General features: G+C 39.8%; 6 protein-coding genes. All 6 read left to right on the top strand.

Annotation, left to right across the window (positions count from 1 at the left end; all coding sequences use genetic code 11):
• Window positions 1-43: 43 nt before the first annotated feature.
• The 6 genes from HUN01_RS12155 (at window position 44) to HUN01_RS12130 (ending at window position 20,765) form a co-directional block, all read left to right on the top strand.
• A complete protein-coding gene (locus HUN01_RS12155) occupies window positions 44-3,274 on the top strand; it encodes a non-ribosomal peptide synthetase (protein WP_181931487.1) in 3,231 nt (1,076 codons plus the stop codon).
• Between the two features lie 268 nt (window positions 3,275-3,542).
• Window positions 3,543-11,489 carry a non-ribosomal peptide synthetase gene (locus HUN01_RS12150; protein WP_181932664.1) on the top strand — a complete coding sequence of 2,649 codons (7,947 nt, stop codon included), beginning with the start codon at window positions 3,543-3,545 and terminating at the stop codon, window positions 11,487-11,489.
• The gene (locus tag HUN01_RS12145) at window positions 11,486-15,700 is read left to right on the top strand and encodes a non-ribosomal peptide synthetase (protein ID WP_181931486.1); all 4,215 of its coding nucleotides are present in this window, start codon (window positions 11,486-11,488) and stop codon (window positions 15,698-15,700) included. Before HUN01_RS12150 ends, HUN01_RS12145 begins: the two co-directional genes overlap by 4 nt.
• A gap of 43 nt (window positions 15,701-15,743) precedes the next feature.
• Window positions 15,744-16,922, top strand: coding sequence for a 2-isopropylmalate synthase (locus HUN01_RS12140; protein ID WP_181931485.1), 1,179 nt, complete (start codon window positions 15,744-15,746; stop codon window positions 16,920-16,922).
• Window positions 16,923-17,070: 148 nt separating this feature from the next.
• A complete protein-coding gene (locus tag HUN01_RS12135) occupies window positions 17,071-18,861 on the top strand; it encodes an ABC transporter ATP-binding protein/permease (RefSeq protein ID WP_181931484.1) in 1,791 nt (596 codons plus the stop codon).
• 200 nt (window positions 18,862-19,061) lie between these two features.
• Window positions 19,062-20,765: a GUN4 domain-containing protein gene (locus tag HUN01_RS12130; protein ID WP_181931483.1), complete on the top strand. Its 1,704-nt coding sequence runs from the start codon at window positions 19,062-19,064 to the stop codon at window positions 20,763-20,765.

Here is a 20,765-nt window from a genome sequence, read left to right as displayed (position 1 = left end):
CCAATCCCCAATCCCCAATCCCCAGTCCCCAGTCCCAAATATCATGAACAATATCGAAGACCTTTATGAACTTTCACCCATGCAGCAAGGAATGCTGTTTCATACCCTTTATGCGCCAGAGTCGGAAGTTTATTTTGAGCAGTTGCTTTGCACCCTCTCTGGAGAATTAAATTTTTCTGCTTTTGTGCAAGCTTGGCAACAGGTTGTGGTGCGACATCCAGCTTTACGCAGTTCCTTTTATTGGGAAGAGATAGAAAAGCCTTTGCAAATGGTGAGTAAACAAGTGGATCTCCCGTGGGAAAAGCTGGACTGGCGGCATTTAACAGCTGATGAACAACAACAGCAGCTAGAGGATTTTTTGAAATGCGATCGCCAAAAAGGATTTGATCTAGCTCAAGCTCCTCTAATGCGCTTCACTGTCATCCAGCTAGGACAGCAAACTTACCAATTTATTTGGAGTCATCATCATATCCTCTTTGATGGCTGGTCGATGCAGATTGTTCTCAAAGAAGTTTTAGCTTTTTATGAGGCTAATCAGCGAGGTGAACATTTACGCCTCCAACCTGTTCGCCCCTATCGAGAATATATTCAATGGTTACAGCAACAGGATATTGATCAAGCTAAGAATTTTTGGCAAAAATCTCTCGGAGGATTTGCAACTCCTACTTTTTTAATAGGTAACAGAGAACAAGAACAAAGAATATATAATGAGCAACCGTTTCAATTATCTCAAACGGTAACTGAAAAACTGCAATATGTGGCGCGACAGCACCATCTAACTTTGAATAATTTAGTGCAGGGAGCATGGGCATTACTAATTTCCCGCTACAGTGGTGAAAACGATGTGGTCTTTGGTGCAACTGTATCCGGTCGTCCATCAACGCTTGTAGGAGTGGATTCGATGGTGGGGCTATTAATAAACACCCTCCCCATACGGGTACAAGTCAGTGGAAAAACAGAGTTATTACCCTGGCTCAAGCATTTACAAAGCCAGACATTTGAGCAGGAACAATATGCTTATTATTCCCTGGCAGAAATTCAAAAAATGAGTGATATTTCTCCAGGAATACCACTATTTGAAAGCATTTTAGTATTTGAAAATTATCCGATAGATGCTGCTAAACAGGAAACTAAGAAAACTTTAGAAGTTAGTAATATTAGTTGTTTTGAACGCACGAATTACCCTCTGACTGTAGTGATTAATCCTGCTTCACAATTATCTGGCAGGGTTGTTTATGACACCAGCCGCTTTGAGCAACAGGCAATTGTCCGCATAATTGAAAATTTCCAAACATTGTTCACAGGAATAGTAACTAATCTACAACAATATATTTCTCAATTATCTCTACTCAGTGCAACTGAAGAAGAACAGTTAATTCTGCTAGAAAATCAAAAACTAACAAATTATATTAATTACAAATGTATTCATATTTTGTTTGAAGAACAGGTAGAAAAAAGCCCAAATGCATTAGCAATTGTATATAAACAACAATATTTAACTTATCGGGAGTTGAATAACCGCGCCAATCACTTAGCTCATTATTTACAAGCTTTGGGAGTTAAACCCGAAGTGCGGGTGGGAATTTGTGTCGAGCGATCGCTAGAAATGGTAATAGGAATACTGGCTATTCTCAAAGCCGGTGGAGCATACATTCCGCTAGATCCTGCTTATCCTCTAGAAAGATTGGCGTTCATGCTGGAAGATGTACAGACATCGATTTTATTAACGCAAAATCATTTACAAAATAGACTGCCAATCCATAATCAAACTGTGGTGAATCTTGACTCAGATTGGGAAATCATTGCCCAATACAGTGAAAACAATTTGCTCAGTGAAGTTAATCCAGAAAACTTAGCTTATATCATCTATACTTCCGGCTCAACGGGAACACCAAAGGGAACAGAAGTTACCCATCGCAGCATTATTGGTTTCATGTTTGGAGTCGATTATATTCACCTTGATGCAGAACAAATCTGGCTACAACATTCATCGATTTCTTGGGATGCACTAACCCTAGAACTTTGGCCGCCCTTGCTTTACGGTGGGTGTTGTGTGCTTTACCCAGAAAGAATTCCCACACCTGAAAATTTAAGCCGCATCATCCAAGAACAAAGGGTTAACACCCTGTTTCTGACTACTGCGTTATTCAATCTCATGATTGATAAAATGCCACAAGGTTTGTCAGACATAAAACAACTGCTATTTGGGGGAGAGTCTGTTTCTGTACCTCATGTTCGTCGCGCTTTAGAATTATTGCCGAGAACGCAATTAATTCATGCTTATGGCCCTTCCGAATGTACAGTTTTTACTTGTTGTTACCCGATTCCCAAACAACTTGCTGAAAATGTCCATTCAATTCCCATTGGAAAACCCATCGGCGATAGGATAGTTTACATATTAGATAAAGATTTACACAGAGTTCCAATTAGCGTTCCTGGGGAACTTTATGTGGGTGGGGCGAGTGTTGCGAGAGGTTATTTAAATCAACCAAGATTAACTAGTGAGAAATTTATTTGTAATCCTTTTATTGAGGGAGACAAACTCTACAAAACAGGAGATTTAGCACGCCGTCTCCCTGATGGAAATATAGAATTTATCGGTCGAATTGATACACAAGTAAAAATCCGTGGATTTCGGATTGAATTAGCAGAAATTGAAGCAATTTTAATTCAACATTCTGACATTCAGCAAGTTGTAGTTATGGCGCGGGAAGATGAACCGGGTAACAAGTATTTAGTGGCTTATCTAGTTACCAAGGATAATCAACCAACACCTAGAATCCTGCAAAATTTCCTCAAGAAAAAGCTGCCTGATTACATGATTCCCGCCATTTTCGTATTTATAGAGGCATTTCCCCTAACACCTAATGGTAAAATCAATCGCCGCGCTTTGCCCGCTCCAGATATTTCCCAAAGAAATCTAGAGGTTGATTTTGTTGCTCCTCGCACGCCAACGGAACAAGAATTAGCCACGATTTGGGCTGAAGTTCTCAAAGTAAAACAGGTGGGAATTCACGATAACTTTTTCGAGCTAGGGGGACATTCTTTACTCGCTACTCAAGTTGTTTCTCGTTTAAGAGAAGCCTTTTCTCTGGAATTCTCTCTCCGTTATCTGTTTGAAAATCCGACTATTGCTGAACTTGCACAAAAAGTGAGCGAACAACAAATTGAACAAGCAGAAAATGATGATTTAGCACAGATTTTAAGGGAAGTTGATCAGTTGTCAGAGGAAGAGGTGACACAACAATTAATTTTTTATACAAATTCTGTATGAAGATGCACATCATAATACCCCCCTGTAGTCCCCCGTGAATTACCCCCCTTAATCCCCCCTTGTAAAGGGGGGAAATAGAAAATCTAGTTCCCTCCCATTTGCAAGGGGAGGGTTAGGGTGGGGTAAAACTGATGCGGAAAAACAGGTGAGTAAACTATTTCAAACTTGTGTATACACCGTAGCCAAGGCATCGGGGGGGGTGAATTATATGCAACTTCACAAAGAAACGCCATTAGAATTATTTTTAATTACGAATTACGAATTATATATGAGCGATTTATTAAAACGTCTTGAAAGCCTTTCTCCAGATAAGCGAGAATTAGTTCTACAAAAACTGAAGAAGCAACAACAATCTCCACTCCTCACATCCGTATCGAGAGAACAACCCCTTCCCCTCTCCTTTGCTCAACAAAGACTGTGGTTTCTAGATCAATTAGAAGGCGCAAATTGTGTCTATAACGTCCCGTTTTTCTGGCAGATTAAGGGATTTCTGAATATAACTGCTTTAGAACAAGCTATTAGAGCAATTGTTCAACGTCATGAAGTCTTACGTACTAGCTTCTCTATTGTCGATGAGTCGCCTATACAAGTGATTCATCCTCATCCTCAATTGACAATGCAAGTGCTAGATTGGCGACAATTGACTGAAGAAAATCAGTTAAGTAGAGCCACTCAGTTAGCGACAAAAGAATTGCAACAGCCTTTTGATTTATCAAACCCACCTTTGCTGCGGGTAAAGTTGTTGCAACTGAATGACCAATCTTATCTGTTGTTGCTTGTCATCCATCATATCGTTTGTGATGGCTGGTCAATGGAAATATTTCGCCGTGAATTATTCAGCCTTTATACATCATTTTCTGCCGGAGAATCTTCTCCCTTAACTGAATTACCGCTGCAATATGCCGATTTTGCTCACTGGCAAAGACAATGGTTACAAGGTAAGGTACTCGAAACCCAACTCAATTACTGGCAAAAACAATTAGCTGAAGTCTCGCCTCTGTTAGAATTTCCCACTGATAAACCCCGCCCATCAGTTCAAAGTTTCAAAGGGCGTAGCGAGTTTTTGGAACTCAATCAGGATTTAACACAGAAGTTAAAGCGTTTAAGTCAGGAGTCAGGAACAACTCTGTTTATGACAATGCTTGCAGCATTTACGCTGTTACTTTCGCGCTACAGTGGACAGGAGGATATTGTTGTTGGTTCTGCGATCGCTAACCGCACCCATAGCCACATAGAAGCATTAATCGGGCTTTTTGTCAATACCCTAGCATTACGTACCAATCTACAAGGAAATCCAACTTTCTTAGAATTACTTGAACGAGTCAAGCAAGTAACACTGGATGCTTACGATCATCAAGATTTACCCTTTGAGAAACTAGTTGATGAATTGGGTAAGGAGCGATCGCTTTCTCATCATCCCCTATTTCAAGTGGCTTTCAGCTTGCAAAATGAAAAACTCCACCCACAAGGGGATGGAGTTTTTGGGCATGGGGAATGGGGCATTGGGCATGGGGAAGAAGCTACCAATGCCTATGGATTAACCCTTAAACGTTTCGAGTGGGAAAACACAACAACTCTGTTTGATTTGTCGCTGATTTTCCGGGAAACAGCCCAAGGGTTAACAGGAGAATGGGAATACGCAACCGATTTGTTTGAGGCTAAAACCATTCAACGGATGGCGGGACATTTTGGAGTTTTACTTCAAGGAATTGTCGATAATCCTCAACAACCAATCGATACTCTACCGTTGATGACAGAGGAGGAACTTCAGCAACTCCAAAACTGGAATCAAACTCAAACTGATTATCCCTTCAATCAAACTTTGGTTGACTTGTTTGAAGCTCAAGTTGCCAAAAACCCTAATAATCTCGCTTTGGTCTTTGAATCCCAAAGCCTAACTTACCAACAACTTAATCAAAAAGCGAACCAACTAGCTCATTATCTAATTCAAAATCACCAAATTCAGCCAGACACTTTAATTGGTATCTGCGTTGAACGGTCTTTAGAAATGATTATTGGTGTACTCGGTATCCTCAAAGCAGGTGCAGCTTATGTACCGATTGATCCTAATTATCCTAAAGAACGCATTGAGTTCATGTTAGAAGATTCTGGGACATCGTTGTTGCTCACCCAAAGTTTCCTATTAGACCAATTACCTTTAGCTAAACTGAAACACCAGATCATTTGTTTAGATCGAGAAACTTTTAGTTCGGCGTTAACAGATAATCCCAATCCTCAAAATAACCCTGATAATTTAGCTTATATAATTTATACCTCTGGTTCAACGGGACGACCCAAAGGAGTGATGATTGAGCATCGCGCAATTGTCAATCTAGCTTTAGCCTGGGCTGAAATTTTTCAAGTTCAACACCATAGCCGTTGGCTTCAGTTTGGTTCTTTTAGTTTCGATTTGTCTATTGGTGAAATTGCCACTGCTTTATCCGCAGGTGCTTGTTTGTACTTAGCCAATAAGGAAACTTTGTTACCTAGTCAAGCTTTGGTGGACTTGTTGTGCGATCGCAAAATTTCCCATTTCACCTTACCTCCTTCCGTCTTATCTGTATTACCTCAAGCCTCATTACCTGATTTGCAAGCCGTAATCGTTGGTGGTGAAGCTTGTACAGCAGAGTTGGTGACACACTGGGGAAAAAAACGGCGTTTCTTCAACTGCTATGGGCCGACAGAATCGACAGTCATCGCCAGTATATTTAGTTGTGAACCCAATGGAAAAAAACCCTCTATCGGTCAACCGTTATCTAATATCCGCATCTATATATTAGATACTCATCATCAACCGTTACCAGTTGGTATTCCTGGAGAATTATGTATTGCGGGAGTGGGTTTAGCACGAGGCTATCTCAACCGTCCCGATTTAACCGCCGAGAAATTTATTGAAGTTGAATTATTTGGCAAAACTGAGCGAATTTATAAAACTGGTGACTTAGCAAAAAGGAACTCTGATGGCAATCTTGAGTATCTAGGTCGTATTGATGCTCAAATTAAATTACGGGGATTTCGGATTGAACTTGGTGAAATTGAATCGCTATTATTGCAAAATTATTTAGTTAAAGAAGCGGTTGTTATTTTATATGAAACTGATAATAATCCCAGGTTAGTAACTTATGTCACGGCAAAGGAAAAATCCAGTAATTTAGCGAGTCAACTCAAAGACTACCTGAAGATTCGCCTGCCGAATTATATGATTCCTAGCCAGATTATCGTATTGGATCAGTTGCCCCTTTCCCCCAACGGAAAACTAGATCGTAGAGCATTACCAACACCAAATACAGCCACTTCTACGGACTTTCAAATACCAGTCACACCAACTGAAGAACTGTTGGCTAACTTATGGCAAAGTCTCTTAAAAGCTAAGTCTGTTGGTCGTCAAGATAACTTCTTTGAATTGGGTGGACATTCTCTATTAGCAACCCAATTAGTTACCCGCATTCGTGACACTTTTGGGGTAGAAGTACCTGTCCGCAAGGTATTTGAACAGAGTGTTTTGTCTGAGTTGGCAACAGAAATTGACAAAGCATCTTTAGTAATTGCTTTACCACCCATCACGCCACAACCTGAAAATGCTCCTAAAAATCTGTCATTTGCCCAATCGAGACTCTGGTTTTTAGCCCAACTTGAAGACACCGGAACCTCGGCTACCTACAATATGTCAACGGCGCTAGAACTTGAAGGCAAGTTGAATATAGAAGCGTTGCGTGCAAGTTTTGATTATCTCCTCGATCGCCATGCCATTCTACGCACCTATTTCCCCGCACTAGAAGGAGAGGCGCAAGTAGCCGTCCAAAATCTAGATGATATAGAAGTGCTGGCGATTACAGATTTACAGTCACTTAATCTCCAGACTCAAGCAGAAACCATACAACGGTTATCAGATAACCACGCTCAAGAACCCTTTGACTTAAATACCGGCCCCCTATTCAAAGCGAAACTGCTGCAACTGGGCGAACAGAAAAATGTGCTGCTGATTAATATGCACCACATTATTAGTGATGGCTGGTCAATGGGAGTGTTTAAGCGTGAATGGGAACAGACTTATGCTGCTTTTGCTGCGGGGAATGCTCCAAATTTGTCACCGTTGCCGATTCAATATAGTGATTATGCAGCTTGGCAGCGCAATTGGTTACAAGGGGAGATTTTAGAAACTCAGGAAAATTACTGGAAACAACAATTAGGTGATGCTCCCCAATTGCTGGATTTGCCCACTGATCATCCCCGTCCAGCACAACAAAGTTATCAAGGTGGGCGTGAAGAATATGGTTTGAGCAGCGAATTGACTGAGAAACTCAAAATTGTCAGTCAAAAACACGGGGTTAGTTTATTTATGACCCTGTTAACAGCTTTTAATATTTTGCTATGGCGTTACAGCCGTCAAGAGGATTTATGTATTGGTAGTGCGATCGCTAATCGCACCCATAGCCACACAGAATCATTAATTGGTTTTTTTGTCAATACCTTAGTATTGCGGAGCAAAATCAAGCCAGAGCAAGTATTTAGTGAGTTACTCCAACAAACCCGCCAAACTTGCCTAGATGCTTACGCTCATCAAGATATTCCCTTTGAATATTTGGTAGAACAGTTACAACCAGAACGCAGTTTGAGCCATAACCCCTTATTCCAAGTCATGCTCGTGTTGCAAAATACCGAAGGGGCAGGGACAAAAGTTAGTCTACCAGGACTTGATATTAAATGGTTGGATCAAAACTATCCCTTTGCCAAGTTTGACCTGACACTCGATCTCTGCGAAAGGGATGGTCAACTACATTGTATGTGGGAATATGCCACCGATTTATTTGAGGCAGAGACAATTGGACGCATGGCGGGACACTTTGAAGTCTTGCTCAAAGCAATTACCGAAAATCCTCAAGAGCCGATCAGTAAGCTGCCCTTGATGACAACAGCAGAAATCCAACAACTGCAACTTTGGAATCAAACCAACATTGATTATCCTCAAGATCAGACATTGGTAACGATGTTTGAACAACAGGCAGCACGAACACCCGATAACATTGCCGTGGTGTTTGAAGACCAAAGCCTGAGTTATCAAGAACTGAACCAGAAAGCTAATCAGTTAGCGCATTATTTGTTGGAACTGAAAACAAAGCAACAATTGCCTGATAATCCATTAATAGCGATTTGTGTGGAGCGATCGCTATCAATGCTCATTGGCTTGTTTGGCATCCTCAAAGCAGGTGGGGCGTATGTGCCAATTGACCCCAATTACCCACAAGAACGCATTCGTTTCATGCTCGAAGACTGTGGGGCAAAGGTTTTACTGACTCATACTCAACTTAAAGATAAAAAACTCCACCCACAAGGGGATGTAGTTTTTGGGCATGGGGAATGGGGCATGGGGCATGGGGAAGAGTCACCAATGCCCAATGCCCAATGCCCCAAGTCGGCGGGGGAGCAACCTCGATCATCCACAAGGGGATGGAGTTTCCCGCCGACTTTCGATAAAGAAACTCTTTCCCATTCCCCACTCACCACTCCCCACTCCCGAAAAATCCTATATTTAGATGAGGATAAATTTACCAACCAATCTCCAGAAAATCCTAAAATCCAAAATCAAGATGATTTAGCTTATGTGATTTACACATCAGGCTCTACTGGACGACCCAAAGGCGTACAAATACTACACCGTGGTTTAAGTAACTATTTGCACTGGGCAAAGGACTTTTATGCAGTAGCGCAAGGGCAAGGTACACCTGTGCAATCTTCCCTTAGCTTTGATGCAACCATTACCTCCCTCTATCTAACTCTCATTTGTGGGCGTACTGCCATATTAGTTAGAGAAAAACAAGAAATTGAAGCTTTAGCAAACATCGTCAAACAAAGCAATCATCTTTCCCTAGTCAAAATCACACCGTCCCATTTGGAAATACTAAATCAGCAACTAGATCCTGATGCTATGCCAAATCGGGTCAATGCCTTTGTTTTAGGCGGCGAGACATTACACGCTAACCAGATAATCCCGTGGCTAACTCATGCCCCTGATACCCGCCTGATCAACGAATATGGGCCAACAGAAGCGGTTGTGGGGTGTTGTGTCTACGAAGCAACTGGGAAAGTGGATCTAATTGGCGATTTATTAATCGGACAGCCAATTGCTAATGCACGTATCTACATCTTAGACAACCAAAACCAACCCCTACCTCCTGGAATCCCTGGGGAACTTTGTATTGCCGGTGCTGGTTTAGCCCGTGGCTATCTCAACCGTCCCGAACTCACAGCAGAAAAATTTATCGAACTCGACTTATTTGGCAAACAAGAGCGAGTCTACAAAACCGGAGATTTAGCCAGATGGTTGCCCAATGGTAATTTAGAATATCTGGGGCGAATTGACAACCAAGTAAAACTGCGCGGCTTTCGGATTGAATTAGGTGAAATTGAAGCCTCGTTAGCCAAACACCCGAAAATTCAGCAAGCAGTTGTGATTTTACAAGGAGAAGATCCAATGAATCAGCGCTTGCTGGCTTATATTGTCCCCACACCAACAGATGTAGAGACGTTAGATGCAACATCTGAACAGGTGAAATTATGGCAACAAGTTTTCCGTGATAGCTACTCTCAGCAACAAACCCTAATTGATGATCTAACTCTAAATTTAGCCGGTTGGAATGATAGCTACACAGGAGAACTCATTCCCCAAGCGGCAATGCAAGAATGGCGAGATACAATAGTTGCCCAAATTCTGGAACTTGAACCCAAACGGATTTGGGAAATCGGTTGTGGGACAGGGATGTTATTGTTTAAAATTGCGCCCCATTGTCAGCATTATCTGGGTACAGATTTTTCACCGGAAGCGTTGCAGTATATTGAACAACATCTCAAACAGCAATCTCTCAACGACAAAGTTACTTTAAAAATTAGTGCAGCTAACCAGTTTGATGGTATTGAGACAAATGCTTATGACTTGGTAATCATAAATTCTGTTATCCAGTATTTTCCCTCTCTGGATTACTTTTTACAAGTCTTGGAGGGAGCTATCAAAGCTGTGAAAACTCAGGGTTCAATCTTTATTGGCGATGTGCGAAATCTCCATTTACTAGAAGCCTTCTACACCGCAGTCGAGTTTTATCGCGCCCCCGATGAGTTGTCAATTAAGGACTTGCGTCAACAGATTCAAAAAAGCATTGATAGCGAAAGCGAATTACTAATTGACCCTGATTTCTTTATCGCCCTCAAACAAAGATTTCCTCGGATTAATCATGTGCAAATTCAATTGCAACGAGGTTATGCTCAAACGGAAATGAGCCGTTTTCGTTATGACGTTGTTTTACACCTAGATCGGTCAGATACTCCCGTTGCCGAATTACAATGCTTAGATTGGCAAGTTGAACAACTGAATTTGGAAACAATCGAGAGAATTTTAACAACTCAGCAACCGGATTTGTTAGGCATTAACAATATTCCGAATGCGCGTCTAACCTCAGAAATTTTGCTGTTAGAAGAAATTGCTCAATTAAATGGTACTGTTTCAGACTTAAAAGCGGCAGTTTTCCCAGCTAAATCAGGCATGAAACCCGAAGTTTTCCGAACTTTAGCGCGAGATTTACCCTATACCATTTTCATTCAATATAGCCCCACAAGTTTTGCTAATTACGATGTTGTTTTTCAAAGGAATATCCCTGGACAGGCAATATTACCAAGATTTGCTCAGGGTAAAAATTTGCGCCGGAAACCTTGGCAAGATTACTCAAACCAGCCGTTACAATATCGCAGCAATCAAGTTGATCCAACAATATTCGCTGAATGGCGTGATTTTCTGGGTCAAAATCTGCCTGATTATATGATTCCTAGCCATTTCACTGTGTTAGATAAACTACCACTAACACCAAATGGAAAAGTAGACCGTAAAGCTTTACCTATACCAAATGCAACCGTTGCATCAACAGATATTGAATTGCCTGTAACCTCGACAGAAAAATTGCTTGCCGAATTGTGGGCGAAGCTGCTTAAATGTGAAGCGATCGCCCGCTATGATAACTTCTTCAACTTGGGTGGACATTCTTTATTAGCCACCCAATTAATTGCCCGTATCCGTGATAAATTCAAAGTCGAGTTACCTCTACGTAAAATATTTGAGTTTCCCACTATCACTGAATTAGCGAGTTATCTTGATACCTGCATTTGGGTTAATTCCTTCACCACAGATATGCAAATTTTAAGCTCAGACGAAGAGGAAATTGAACTATGAACATGACACAAAATCAGCAAGTAGTTTCTTTAATGCTTCGTTTGCAGAACATGGGATGCAAAATTTGGGCTGATGACGATAAGTTACGAATTCGTACTAGTAAAAACGCCTTAACTTCTGAACTCAAGCAGGAAATTCAAGCCAACAAAGCAGATATATTAGTATTCTTAAATTCTGTCAAAACCACAACTATCATGACAGAAGAAATTCCGACCTTGCCAGATGATGCGCCCAAGCCCCTTTCCTTTGCTCAACAACGCCTCTGGCTGTTAGCGCAACTCCAAGGCCCATCAGCCAGTTACAATATGCCGATCGCTTTGCAACTGAATGGAAACCTCAATATTGATGCTTTGCGCTCTAGTTTGGCTTATCTGCTTAATCGGCATGACAGTCTGAGGATGTATTTCCCCACAGTGGCGGGACATCCCCAGGTTGCGATCGCAAATTTAGACGACATCGAAGTTTTAAGGGAATGGGGACTGGGAATTGGTGACTGGGAAAGAGTTTTACCAATAGGGATTTCCGACTCCCCAAATATCCAGCGTTTAATTGATGCTCATGCTCAAGAACCGTTTGACTTAAATACTGGGCCTTTGTTTAAAGCGAATCTGCTGCAACTCAAAGAGCAGAAATACGTGCTACTCATTAATATGCACCACATTATCAGTGATGGCTGGTCAATGGGGGTGTTTGTCCGTGAGTTACGACAAGTTTATACCGCCTTTGCCCAAGGTCAAACCCCAAACCTTGCACCATTGCCCATTCAATACAGCGACTACGCAAACTGGCAACGAAATTGGTTACAAGGGGAAGTATTGGAAACCCAGATCAACTACTGGAAAAATCAACTCAAGGATGCTCCCCCATTGCTGGAGTTACCTACCGATTATCCCCGTCCAGCATTGCAAAGTTACCGAGGCGATCGCGATCGCTATTCCCTATCGCCTAACTTAACTCTTGCCATAAAAACTTTCAGTCAGCAGCAAGGTGCAAGTTTATTTATGACTTTGTTGGCGGCTTTCAGTATTCTGCTTTCTCGTTACAGTCGTCAAGAAGACTTATGTATTGGTTCTCCTATTGCTAACCGCACCCATAGCCAAACGGAAGGATTAATCGGCTTTTTTGTCAATACCTTGATACTGCGTAATCAAATCAAGCCTGAGCAAAGTTTTATCGAGTTTCTGCAACAAACTCGCCAAACTTGTTTAGATGCATACTCCCATCAAGACATTCCCTTTGAGTATCTGGTAGAACAGTTGCAACCAGAACGCAGTATGAGCCATAACCCCTTATTCCAGGTTATGTTAGCACTGGAAAATAATGAAAGTCCCGATTTAAGTTTGCCAGGAATAGAGATTGAATGGCTCCCATTAACCTATCCCTTTGCTAAATTTGACTTAGTACTTCTGGTCATAGAATCTGATGACCAGTTAAATTTAATTTGGGAATACGCCACCGATCTATTTGATAAAAGTACTATACAAAGGATGGCGGAACAGTTTGAAGTTCTACTTCAGGGAATTATTGATAACTCTCAACAACCTATTAATACCCTCCCTTTGATGACAGCGCCCGAAATTCTAAAACTACAATGCTGGAATCAAACTAAAACTGATTATCCCCACGATAAAACTATAGTTGACTTATTTGAACAACAAGTTGAAAAACATCCTCATAATATCGCTTTAGTCTTTGAATCTCAACAATTAACTTATCAGCAACTCAATCAAAAAGCAAACCAACTAGCTCATTATCTAATTGAAAATCACCAAATTCACCCAGACACTTTAATTGCCATCTGTGTTGAACGGTCTTTTGAAATGATTATTGGTTTACTCGGTATCCTGAAAGCGGGTGCAGCATACCTGCCAATTGATCCAAATTATCCTAAAGAACGGATTGAATTCGTGTTAGAGGATTCGGGGACATCGGTATTACTAACCCAAAGTTACCTATTAGATCAATTACCTCTAGCTAAACTGAAATACCAGTTAATTTGTTTAGATCGAGTAACTTTTAGTTTTGCGTTAATAGATAATCCTAATCCTCAAAGTACTCCTGATAATTTAGCTTATGTAATTTATACTTCTGGTTCGACAGGGCAACCCAAGGGGGTGATGATTGAGCATGGAGGACTGGTGAATTTAACTTTGGCGATCGACAAAGTTTTGCAAATTAAACCTCAAAGCCAATTGCTTCAGTTTGCTTCTTTTAGCTTCGATGCTTCAATTTGGGAAATTGCTACTGCGATCGCCGCAGGGGCTTGTTTGTATCTGGCAAAAAAAGAAACCTTATTACCTAGTCAAGACTTAATGAACTTCTTAGAAGAACACAAAATTTCCCATATCACGTTACCGCCTTCAGTCTTATCCCTATTACCTCAAGCTGCTTTACCCGATTGCCAAACCATAGTCGTTGCTGGTGAAGCTTGTCCAACAGAATTAGTAGCAAAATGGGCAATAGGACGAAGTTTATTCAATGGCTACGGGCCAACAGAATCTACAGTTTGTGCTAGTATCGCACTCTGTCATCCTAATGGTAAAAAACCACCCATTGGTCAACCAATATCTAATATCCGCATCTATATATTAGATACTCAAAATCAACCATTACCTCCTGGCATCCCTGGAGAATTATGTATCGCGGGAGTGGGTTTGGCACGAGGCTATCTCAAACGTCCCGATTTAACCGCCAAGAAATTTATCAAAATTGAGTTATTCGGTAAAATTGAGCGAATTTACAAAACTGGCGACTTAGCAAGATGGGGGTTTGATGGAAACCTTGAGTATTTAGGCCGCATTGACGAACAGACTAAATTACGGGGTTTTCGGATTGAACTCGGTGAAATTGAATCGATTTTATTGCAACATCCATCAGTTCAAGAAGCAATTGTTACCTTATATAAAACTGATAAAAACCAAAGTTTAATTGCTTATGTAACGGGAATCAATAATGATTTGTCTACCCAATTAAAAAATAGTCTTAAATCCCGACTGCCCGATTATATGATACCTGCTCAGATCATCGTATTGGATGAGTTGCCTTTAACTCCCAATGGCAAAGTTGACCGGAAATCTTTACCTGCTCCAAATGGTGTAATAGAGGGCTTATATGAACCCCCACGGAACGAAATTGAAAAACAATTGGTGCAAATTTGGTCTGCTGTACTTGAACATCAAGACATTGGGATTCATGATAATTTTTTCGACTTGGGCGGTCATTCTTTATTAGCGATTAAACTGCTCAATAATATTCAAGAAGTATTTGAGCAACAACTTTCTTTAAGTAGTTTATTTCAAAATCCTACTATTGCTCAACTAGGAGAACAACTTTGTAATACTGAGGTTCAACAGTCAAATTCCGATTTAGTTTCACTCCAACCTCAAGGACATGCAACACCTCTATTTTTTCTTCCTGGCGCAAACGGACACGGCTTTTATTTTCGAGATTTGGCAATCAATTTAGGAACTAAGCGGCCAATATATGGACTCGAAACTCCAGGACGAGACGGCTCTAGCGTACTCCCTGAATCAGTAGCAACTCATGCAAGTCAACTGATTAATTTATTACGTCAACAGCAAGCTAAAAGTCCATATATATTAGCAGGATACTCTTCAGGTTGTGCCGTTGCTTTTGAAATGGCTTCCCAACTCGAACAGCAAGGTGAAATGGTAAGTTTACTAGCTATCTTGGACGCTGGAATAGTTTCTAAACCTGAGTATTTTACTGATAGAACAGAACTTGATTGGATCTGGCAATTGATTCGACGAATTGAAGTTTTAAAGGGAGTTTATTTAGGACTGCAATATGACGATTTAGCTGTTCAACCCAATGACCAAGCGAGGTGGGAACTGGCAGCAGAGTATTTGTACCGAAATAATATTTTACCCGAACATTCCACCCTTTCTTTACTCAAAACCAATATCAAAGTGATGAAATTGCTAACGCTCAACTATGCAAATTATCAGCCTACTCATCGAATTTCTGCTCCCATTGTTTTATTCCGCGCTCAAGAAGTTAAGGAGATTATTTTACAAGAACTACAAGCCTTTTCTGATTACGATCTACCCGATTGGGGATGGCAAAACTATACTCAAAAGCCTGTCAAGGTAATTTCTGTACCTGGAAACCACGGTCAAATACTTTATGAACCCCATGTCAACCTATTAGCCACCCAATTACAAGCCTTGATGGTAGATGGAGCAGAGTAGAGCATTCTGACTCCTTATTTAACATAATTTTGCGAGAGGTCTAATGAAAACACTTCCTATCAAAATTTACGATGAAACCCTGCGGGATGGAGAACAACAAGCAGGCATTTTTTTCTCTTACCCAACTAAACAAAAACTCGCCCATCTAATTGCTAAAACCGGAGTCGATGGACTCGATGTTATGCCCTGTGTATGTGAGCAAGAATCTGAACTGACTAAAACATTAGTATCAGAGGGATTAAATAGATTAATTACTGCCGCTACCTTAATGGAAAAGAAATATATTGATCAAGCAAAAGATTGTGGTGTTAAGCGCATTATCCTTTTTCATGGTCTTTCTGATCGACTCCTGTTTCTACGAGATCCTCAGATCCGTCTGATGAAGGAGTTTAAAGGAAAAACTATTGATGATGATGTCCCCGTTAACGTTATCAATAGAATTCGCCAAAATGCTATTGATGTAATTGTTGAAAATTTGCGCTATGCCACTACGGTTGCTGGACTCACTGTAGACTTCGCCGCGGAGGATGCCTCAAGAACTGATTTTGACTTTTTAGTGCAATGTATCCGCTCTTTTGGCCCTTATATTGAACACTTTTTGCTTTGTGATACAGTCGGAGTCCTCAGTCCAGAAAAGAGCTATGTCTGGATTAACGACCTGCTGCAACGTACAACTGCGGTTGCTTTCGGGGTACACTACCACAATGATATGGGCTTGGCTCTCGAAAATACTCTCCAATCCGTCATAGCTGGAGCGACTTTAGTATCGGGTACTTTTTGCGGGATTGGGGAACGAGCCGGAAATGTTGCTATTGAGCAGGTTTTAAATGGGTTGCGAGTCCGCTTCGGCATTGAAGTGAAGGGGATTAACTATGATGCTATCGACGCGGTGACTGATTACATCGAGCAATTGGGAGTTCGTCCAGCAGCACCTTACTCTCAAACCGCTCAACGCCACGAATCAGGTATCCATGTAAATTCTTTGTTTTGCGATCCTCAAAGCTATGCTGCTTTACCTTACAACACTATAGAGGTTCTCTTCGGCAAATGGAGTGGAGTAAGTAATTTTCAATATCTATTTGAAAAGCAACTGCAAAATCCTCAACCAATGAAGCAATATGAAAAAATGCGCTCAGTGATTAAATCTCTTTCCGTGGATCAAGAACGCTATTTTACAGCCAAAGAGATATTGGAATTATGGCAAAATGGGGTGTTTAAATAATCTATATTGTCATGTAGTAGCTAAGTAAAAAAAGATTAATTCAATATTTATTTGCCTTTTAAATTTTTACTTTTTCCTTGTTCAGTCAATAGAGTAAAATACCAAATTTATTCAGTCAGCATCAAGAGCCTCAACTTATTTTTACAACATGCAAGCCAAAACCATTCTTAATAAACCCATAATGAATCCTCCTTCAGCTTTTACTCAATTTTGGGAGGATGTTAAAGCGATCGCAGGGCCTTACTGGTATCCCACAGAGGCATGGGGAAGGGCATTCTCAGACGTGATTCGTGCATGGGGAATGCTCTTTGTTCTGATATTATTAATCATCGCGCTTGTGGCTGTAACTGCCTTTAATAGCTTCGTTAGCCGCTATTTAGTCGATGCGATCGTTGAAGAGAAAGATTTTAGTAAATTTGTTGATATGTTATTGGTTTATGGCGCTGCCCTGATCTGTGTAACACTCTTGGTAGGAATTTCTAAATTTGTCAGAAAACAAATTGCTCTTGATTGGTACGAATGGCTAAATAATCAGATTTTATCAAAATATTTTAGCAATCGTGCTTATTATAAAATTAACTTTAAATCTGATATTGATAACCCAGATCAACGTCTAGCACAAGAAATCGAACCCATTCCCAGAAGCGCTCTCAGTTTTTCAGCTACTTTATTAGAAAAAGTGCTGGAAATGATCACTTTTTTAATAATTGTCTGGTCAATTTCTCAATTTGTGGCAATTTGTTTGGTTGCTTATACGATTGTAGGTAATGTAATTGCTGTTTACTTAACTCAAGAATTGAATAAGATTAGTCAAGAGGAACTCGAATTTAAAGCTGATTACAATTATGCTCTGACTCATGTTCGTAATCATGCTGAATCAATAGCTTTTTTTCGGGGAGAAAACCAAGAGAAAAATATAATTAAGCGAAGATTTAGTAATATTGTCAAAAGTACGAAACGCAAAATTAATTGGGAGAGAAATAAAGATATTTTTAGCAGAGGATATCAGGCTGTCATCCAAATATTTCCATTTATAGTGCTCGGCCCTTTACAGATTAGAGATGAGATTGATTTTGGACAAGTCGGCCAAGCCAGTTTAGCTTGTAATCTGTTTGCTATTGCTCTAGCAGAATTAATCAATGAATTTGGAACTTCTGGAAGATTTTCGAGTTACGTTGAGCGGTTAGCTGAGTTTTCAGATGCGTTAGAATTTGTTACCAAAGAACCAGAGAATGTAAGTACTATCAAAACAATAGAAGAAAACCATCTCGCTTTTGAGAATGTCACTTTACAAACGCCAAATTATGAGCAGGTAATCGTCGAAGACTTATCACTTTCTGTGAAAGCAGGTGAAGGTTTATTGATTGTTGGGCCTAGTGGTCGAGGGAAAAGTTCTCTGTTGCGAGCGATCGCTGGTTTGTGGAATGCTGGGACTGGTCGTCTGGTAAGACCTTCCCTAGAAGAAGTATTGTTTTTGCCCCAGCGTCCTTATATAATTTTGGGAACTTTGCGCGAACAGTTATTATATCCTAATACAAATCGTCAAATGAGCGACGCAGAACTCAAAGAAGTTTTACAACAAGTCAACCTGCAAAACTTGTTGAGTCGAGTGGATAGCTTTGATACTGAAGTTCCTTGGGAGAACATATTATCGCTGGGAGAACAACAACGCCTTGCATTTGCACGATTGCTAGTTACTCATCCTAGATTCACTATATTAGATGAAGCAACGAGTGCTTTAGATTTGAATAATGAAGAGAGTTTATATCAACAGTTACAAGAGACAAAAACAACATTTATCAGTGTTGGACATCGAGAAAGTTTGTTTAATTATCATCAATGGGTTTTGGAACTATCACAAGATTCGAGTTGGAAACTTGTGAGTGTACAGGATTATCGACTGCAAAAAGCAAAACAAATTGTCATTAATTCCCTCTGAAAAAGCCTACGGTATACACACAAGTCAAAAAAGGGGGATTTTCTAATACTGGGGTGCTTAGGAGAGGTTTGAAAACACCCCCTAACTTTGGAAAGTCCGTTGCTACTAAGGATGGCTTTACCTACCGCTATGAGAAACACCCGGAGGTGTTGAAATGGGTAAGAGATTAACGAATATTCATACTTTTGCAAATCAAGGTTATGTTAACTAAACAGCAAAGACAACTAATTACTTACGAAGCTATTTCAATTTATGAACGAAGCTATCAATTACCAGTTCTCAAGAATAACGGTGTAAAAACAGTTCAGAAAAAAATTAGAGAACGTCAAAGATTAATTAAAGAAGGTGTACGATATCATCATAAGCTTGGTGGGATAATTAAACGAAAAGAAGAAATTAGCCAGGGAGAAATGTTTGATGAAATCCAATTATTTATTAAGGACTACAGTCATATTATTGATTTTCTAGAAACTTATCAGGATAGTTATCATAATTTTTTACTAACTCTTACAGACGATTTAAAAACATTATTTAAACATAAGTATTTGGAAATAAAAAATTTAGAAGAGGAAAGAAGAAAACTAGAACTAAAAAATGAGAAAAATCCGAAAATTCTTGATGGCTTAAGATGGGAGAAGCAAGAAAACTTTAAAGCAGTTTTACTGTTGAGCAATGCTTATTTTTTAATGTTAGAAAAAATTCGATTGCTTGGTGAAGGAATTAAAAACCTTGCAGAAGATACTAAAAATCAAAAAGAGATTGTTCGGCAAATAGTTAAAGATTTAGAAGTACATCAAGAAATTTACGAATATCAAAGAAAAGCCTATAAGGTTCGTCAAGATATAGCAAAAATTGCCCATACTGCAATTAATTTTGAAAATTCTTTACAAGATTACTTTAGTCCCTTTCAATCTTTAATAGATGAAGTCGTAAAAGTAGATGAATATTTCTATACAACTGTCGGAGATATTAAAAATCTAGGTGATAGTATTTTAAAGAATCAATCCAATTTATTTAATCTTAAAGAAAACGAGGCAATTTCTGAAACTTTCCTCGATTTTATGGTGACAAGTTATGATAAAAAAACTAGATTAAAAGATGCTTTTATTCAATCTCAATTACTAGATTGGCAAATCCATAATTTTGATTTGAGCGAAAATGGCGTCTTTTTAGACAAGGGTATTGATTTAATATCAAACTATATATCTAAGCAACTCACTGATCAAAGAGCAGAAGTAAATTTTGTCTCTACAGCACCTCTATCTACTGTTGAAGAAACAGGATTGATGGGACTGACTAATAACAATGTTAGGTTGACAAAAGAATTTTCCAGCAATCAAGATATTGATTATACCCAATTGCAGGATCTACTCGCGCAGCATAAGTGGAAAGAAGCTGACATTGAAACCACTAAGCTAATGCTAAAAGTCATGAATAAGAATTATTGGAATGAAGTTTACAAGGAAGATATTGATAACTTTTCTTGTCAAGAACTCCACACCATTGATCAACTTTGGGAACAATATAGTTATGGTTATTTCGGCTTCAGTATTCAGCAAACTATCTGGAGCGAAATGGGTGGTCAAGTAGACTATGAAACAGAGAAGAGGCTCGGCGATCGCCTTGGTTGGCGAAAAGAGGGAAACTGGCTAGACTATGAGCAATTAACTTTTAAATTGTCTCCGATGACACCGATGGGACACTTACCAGCCAAATGGTTACACTATGACCAAGATAGCTTTGACTTATCCGCAAAATCATCTACAGAACACCTTTCAATGGGAGCTTGGCGGGTAAAGTCTTGGTTAGTTTGGCAGATGCACTTATTTTTTTCTCGTGCAAAAAGTTGTAGCGAAACTTTCCCATGTGTTAATCACACATTTGTTAATAATAGGAAAAACTAG

The organism is Nostoc edaphicum CCNP1411 (assembly GCF_014023275.1).
Taxonomy (GTDB): domain Bacteria; phylum Cyanobacteriota; class Cyanobacteriia; order Cyanobacteriales; family Nostocaceae; genus Nostoc; species Nostoc edaphicum_A.
Note: the sequence above shows the minus strand (reverse complement) of the source record. Positions and strands in the feature narration are given on the sequence as shown.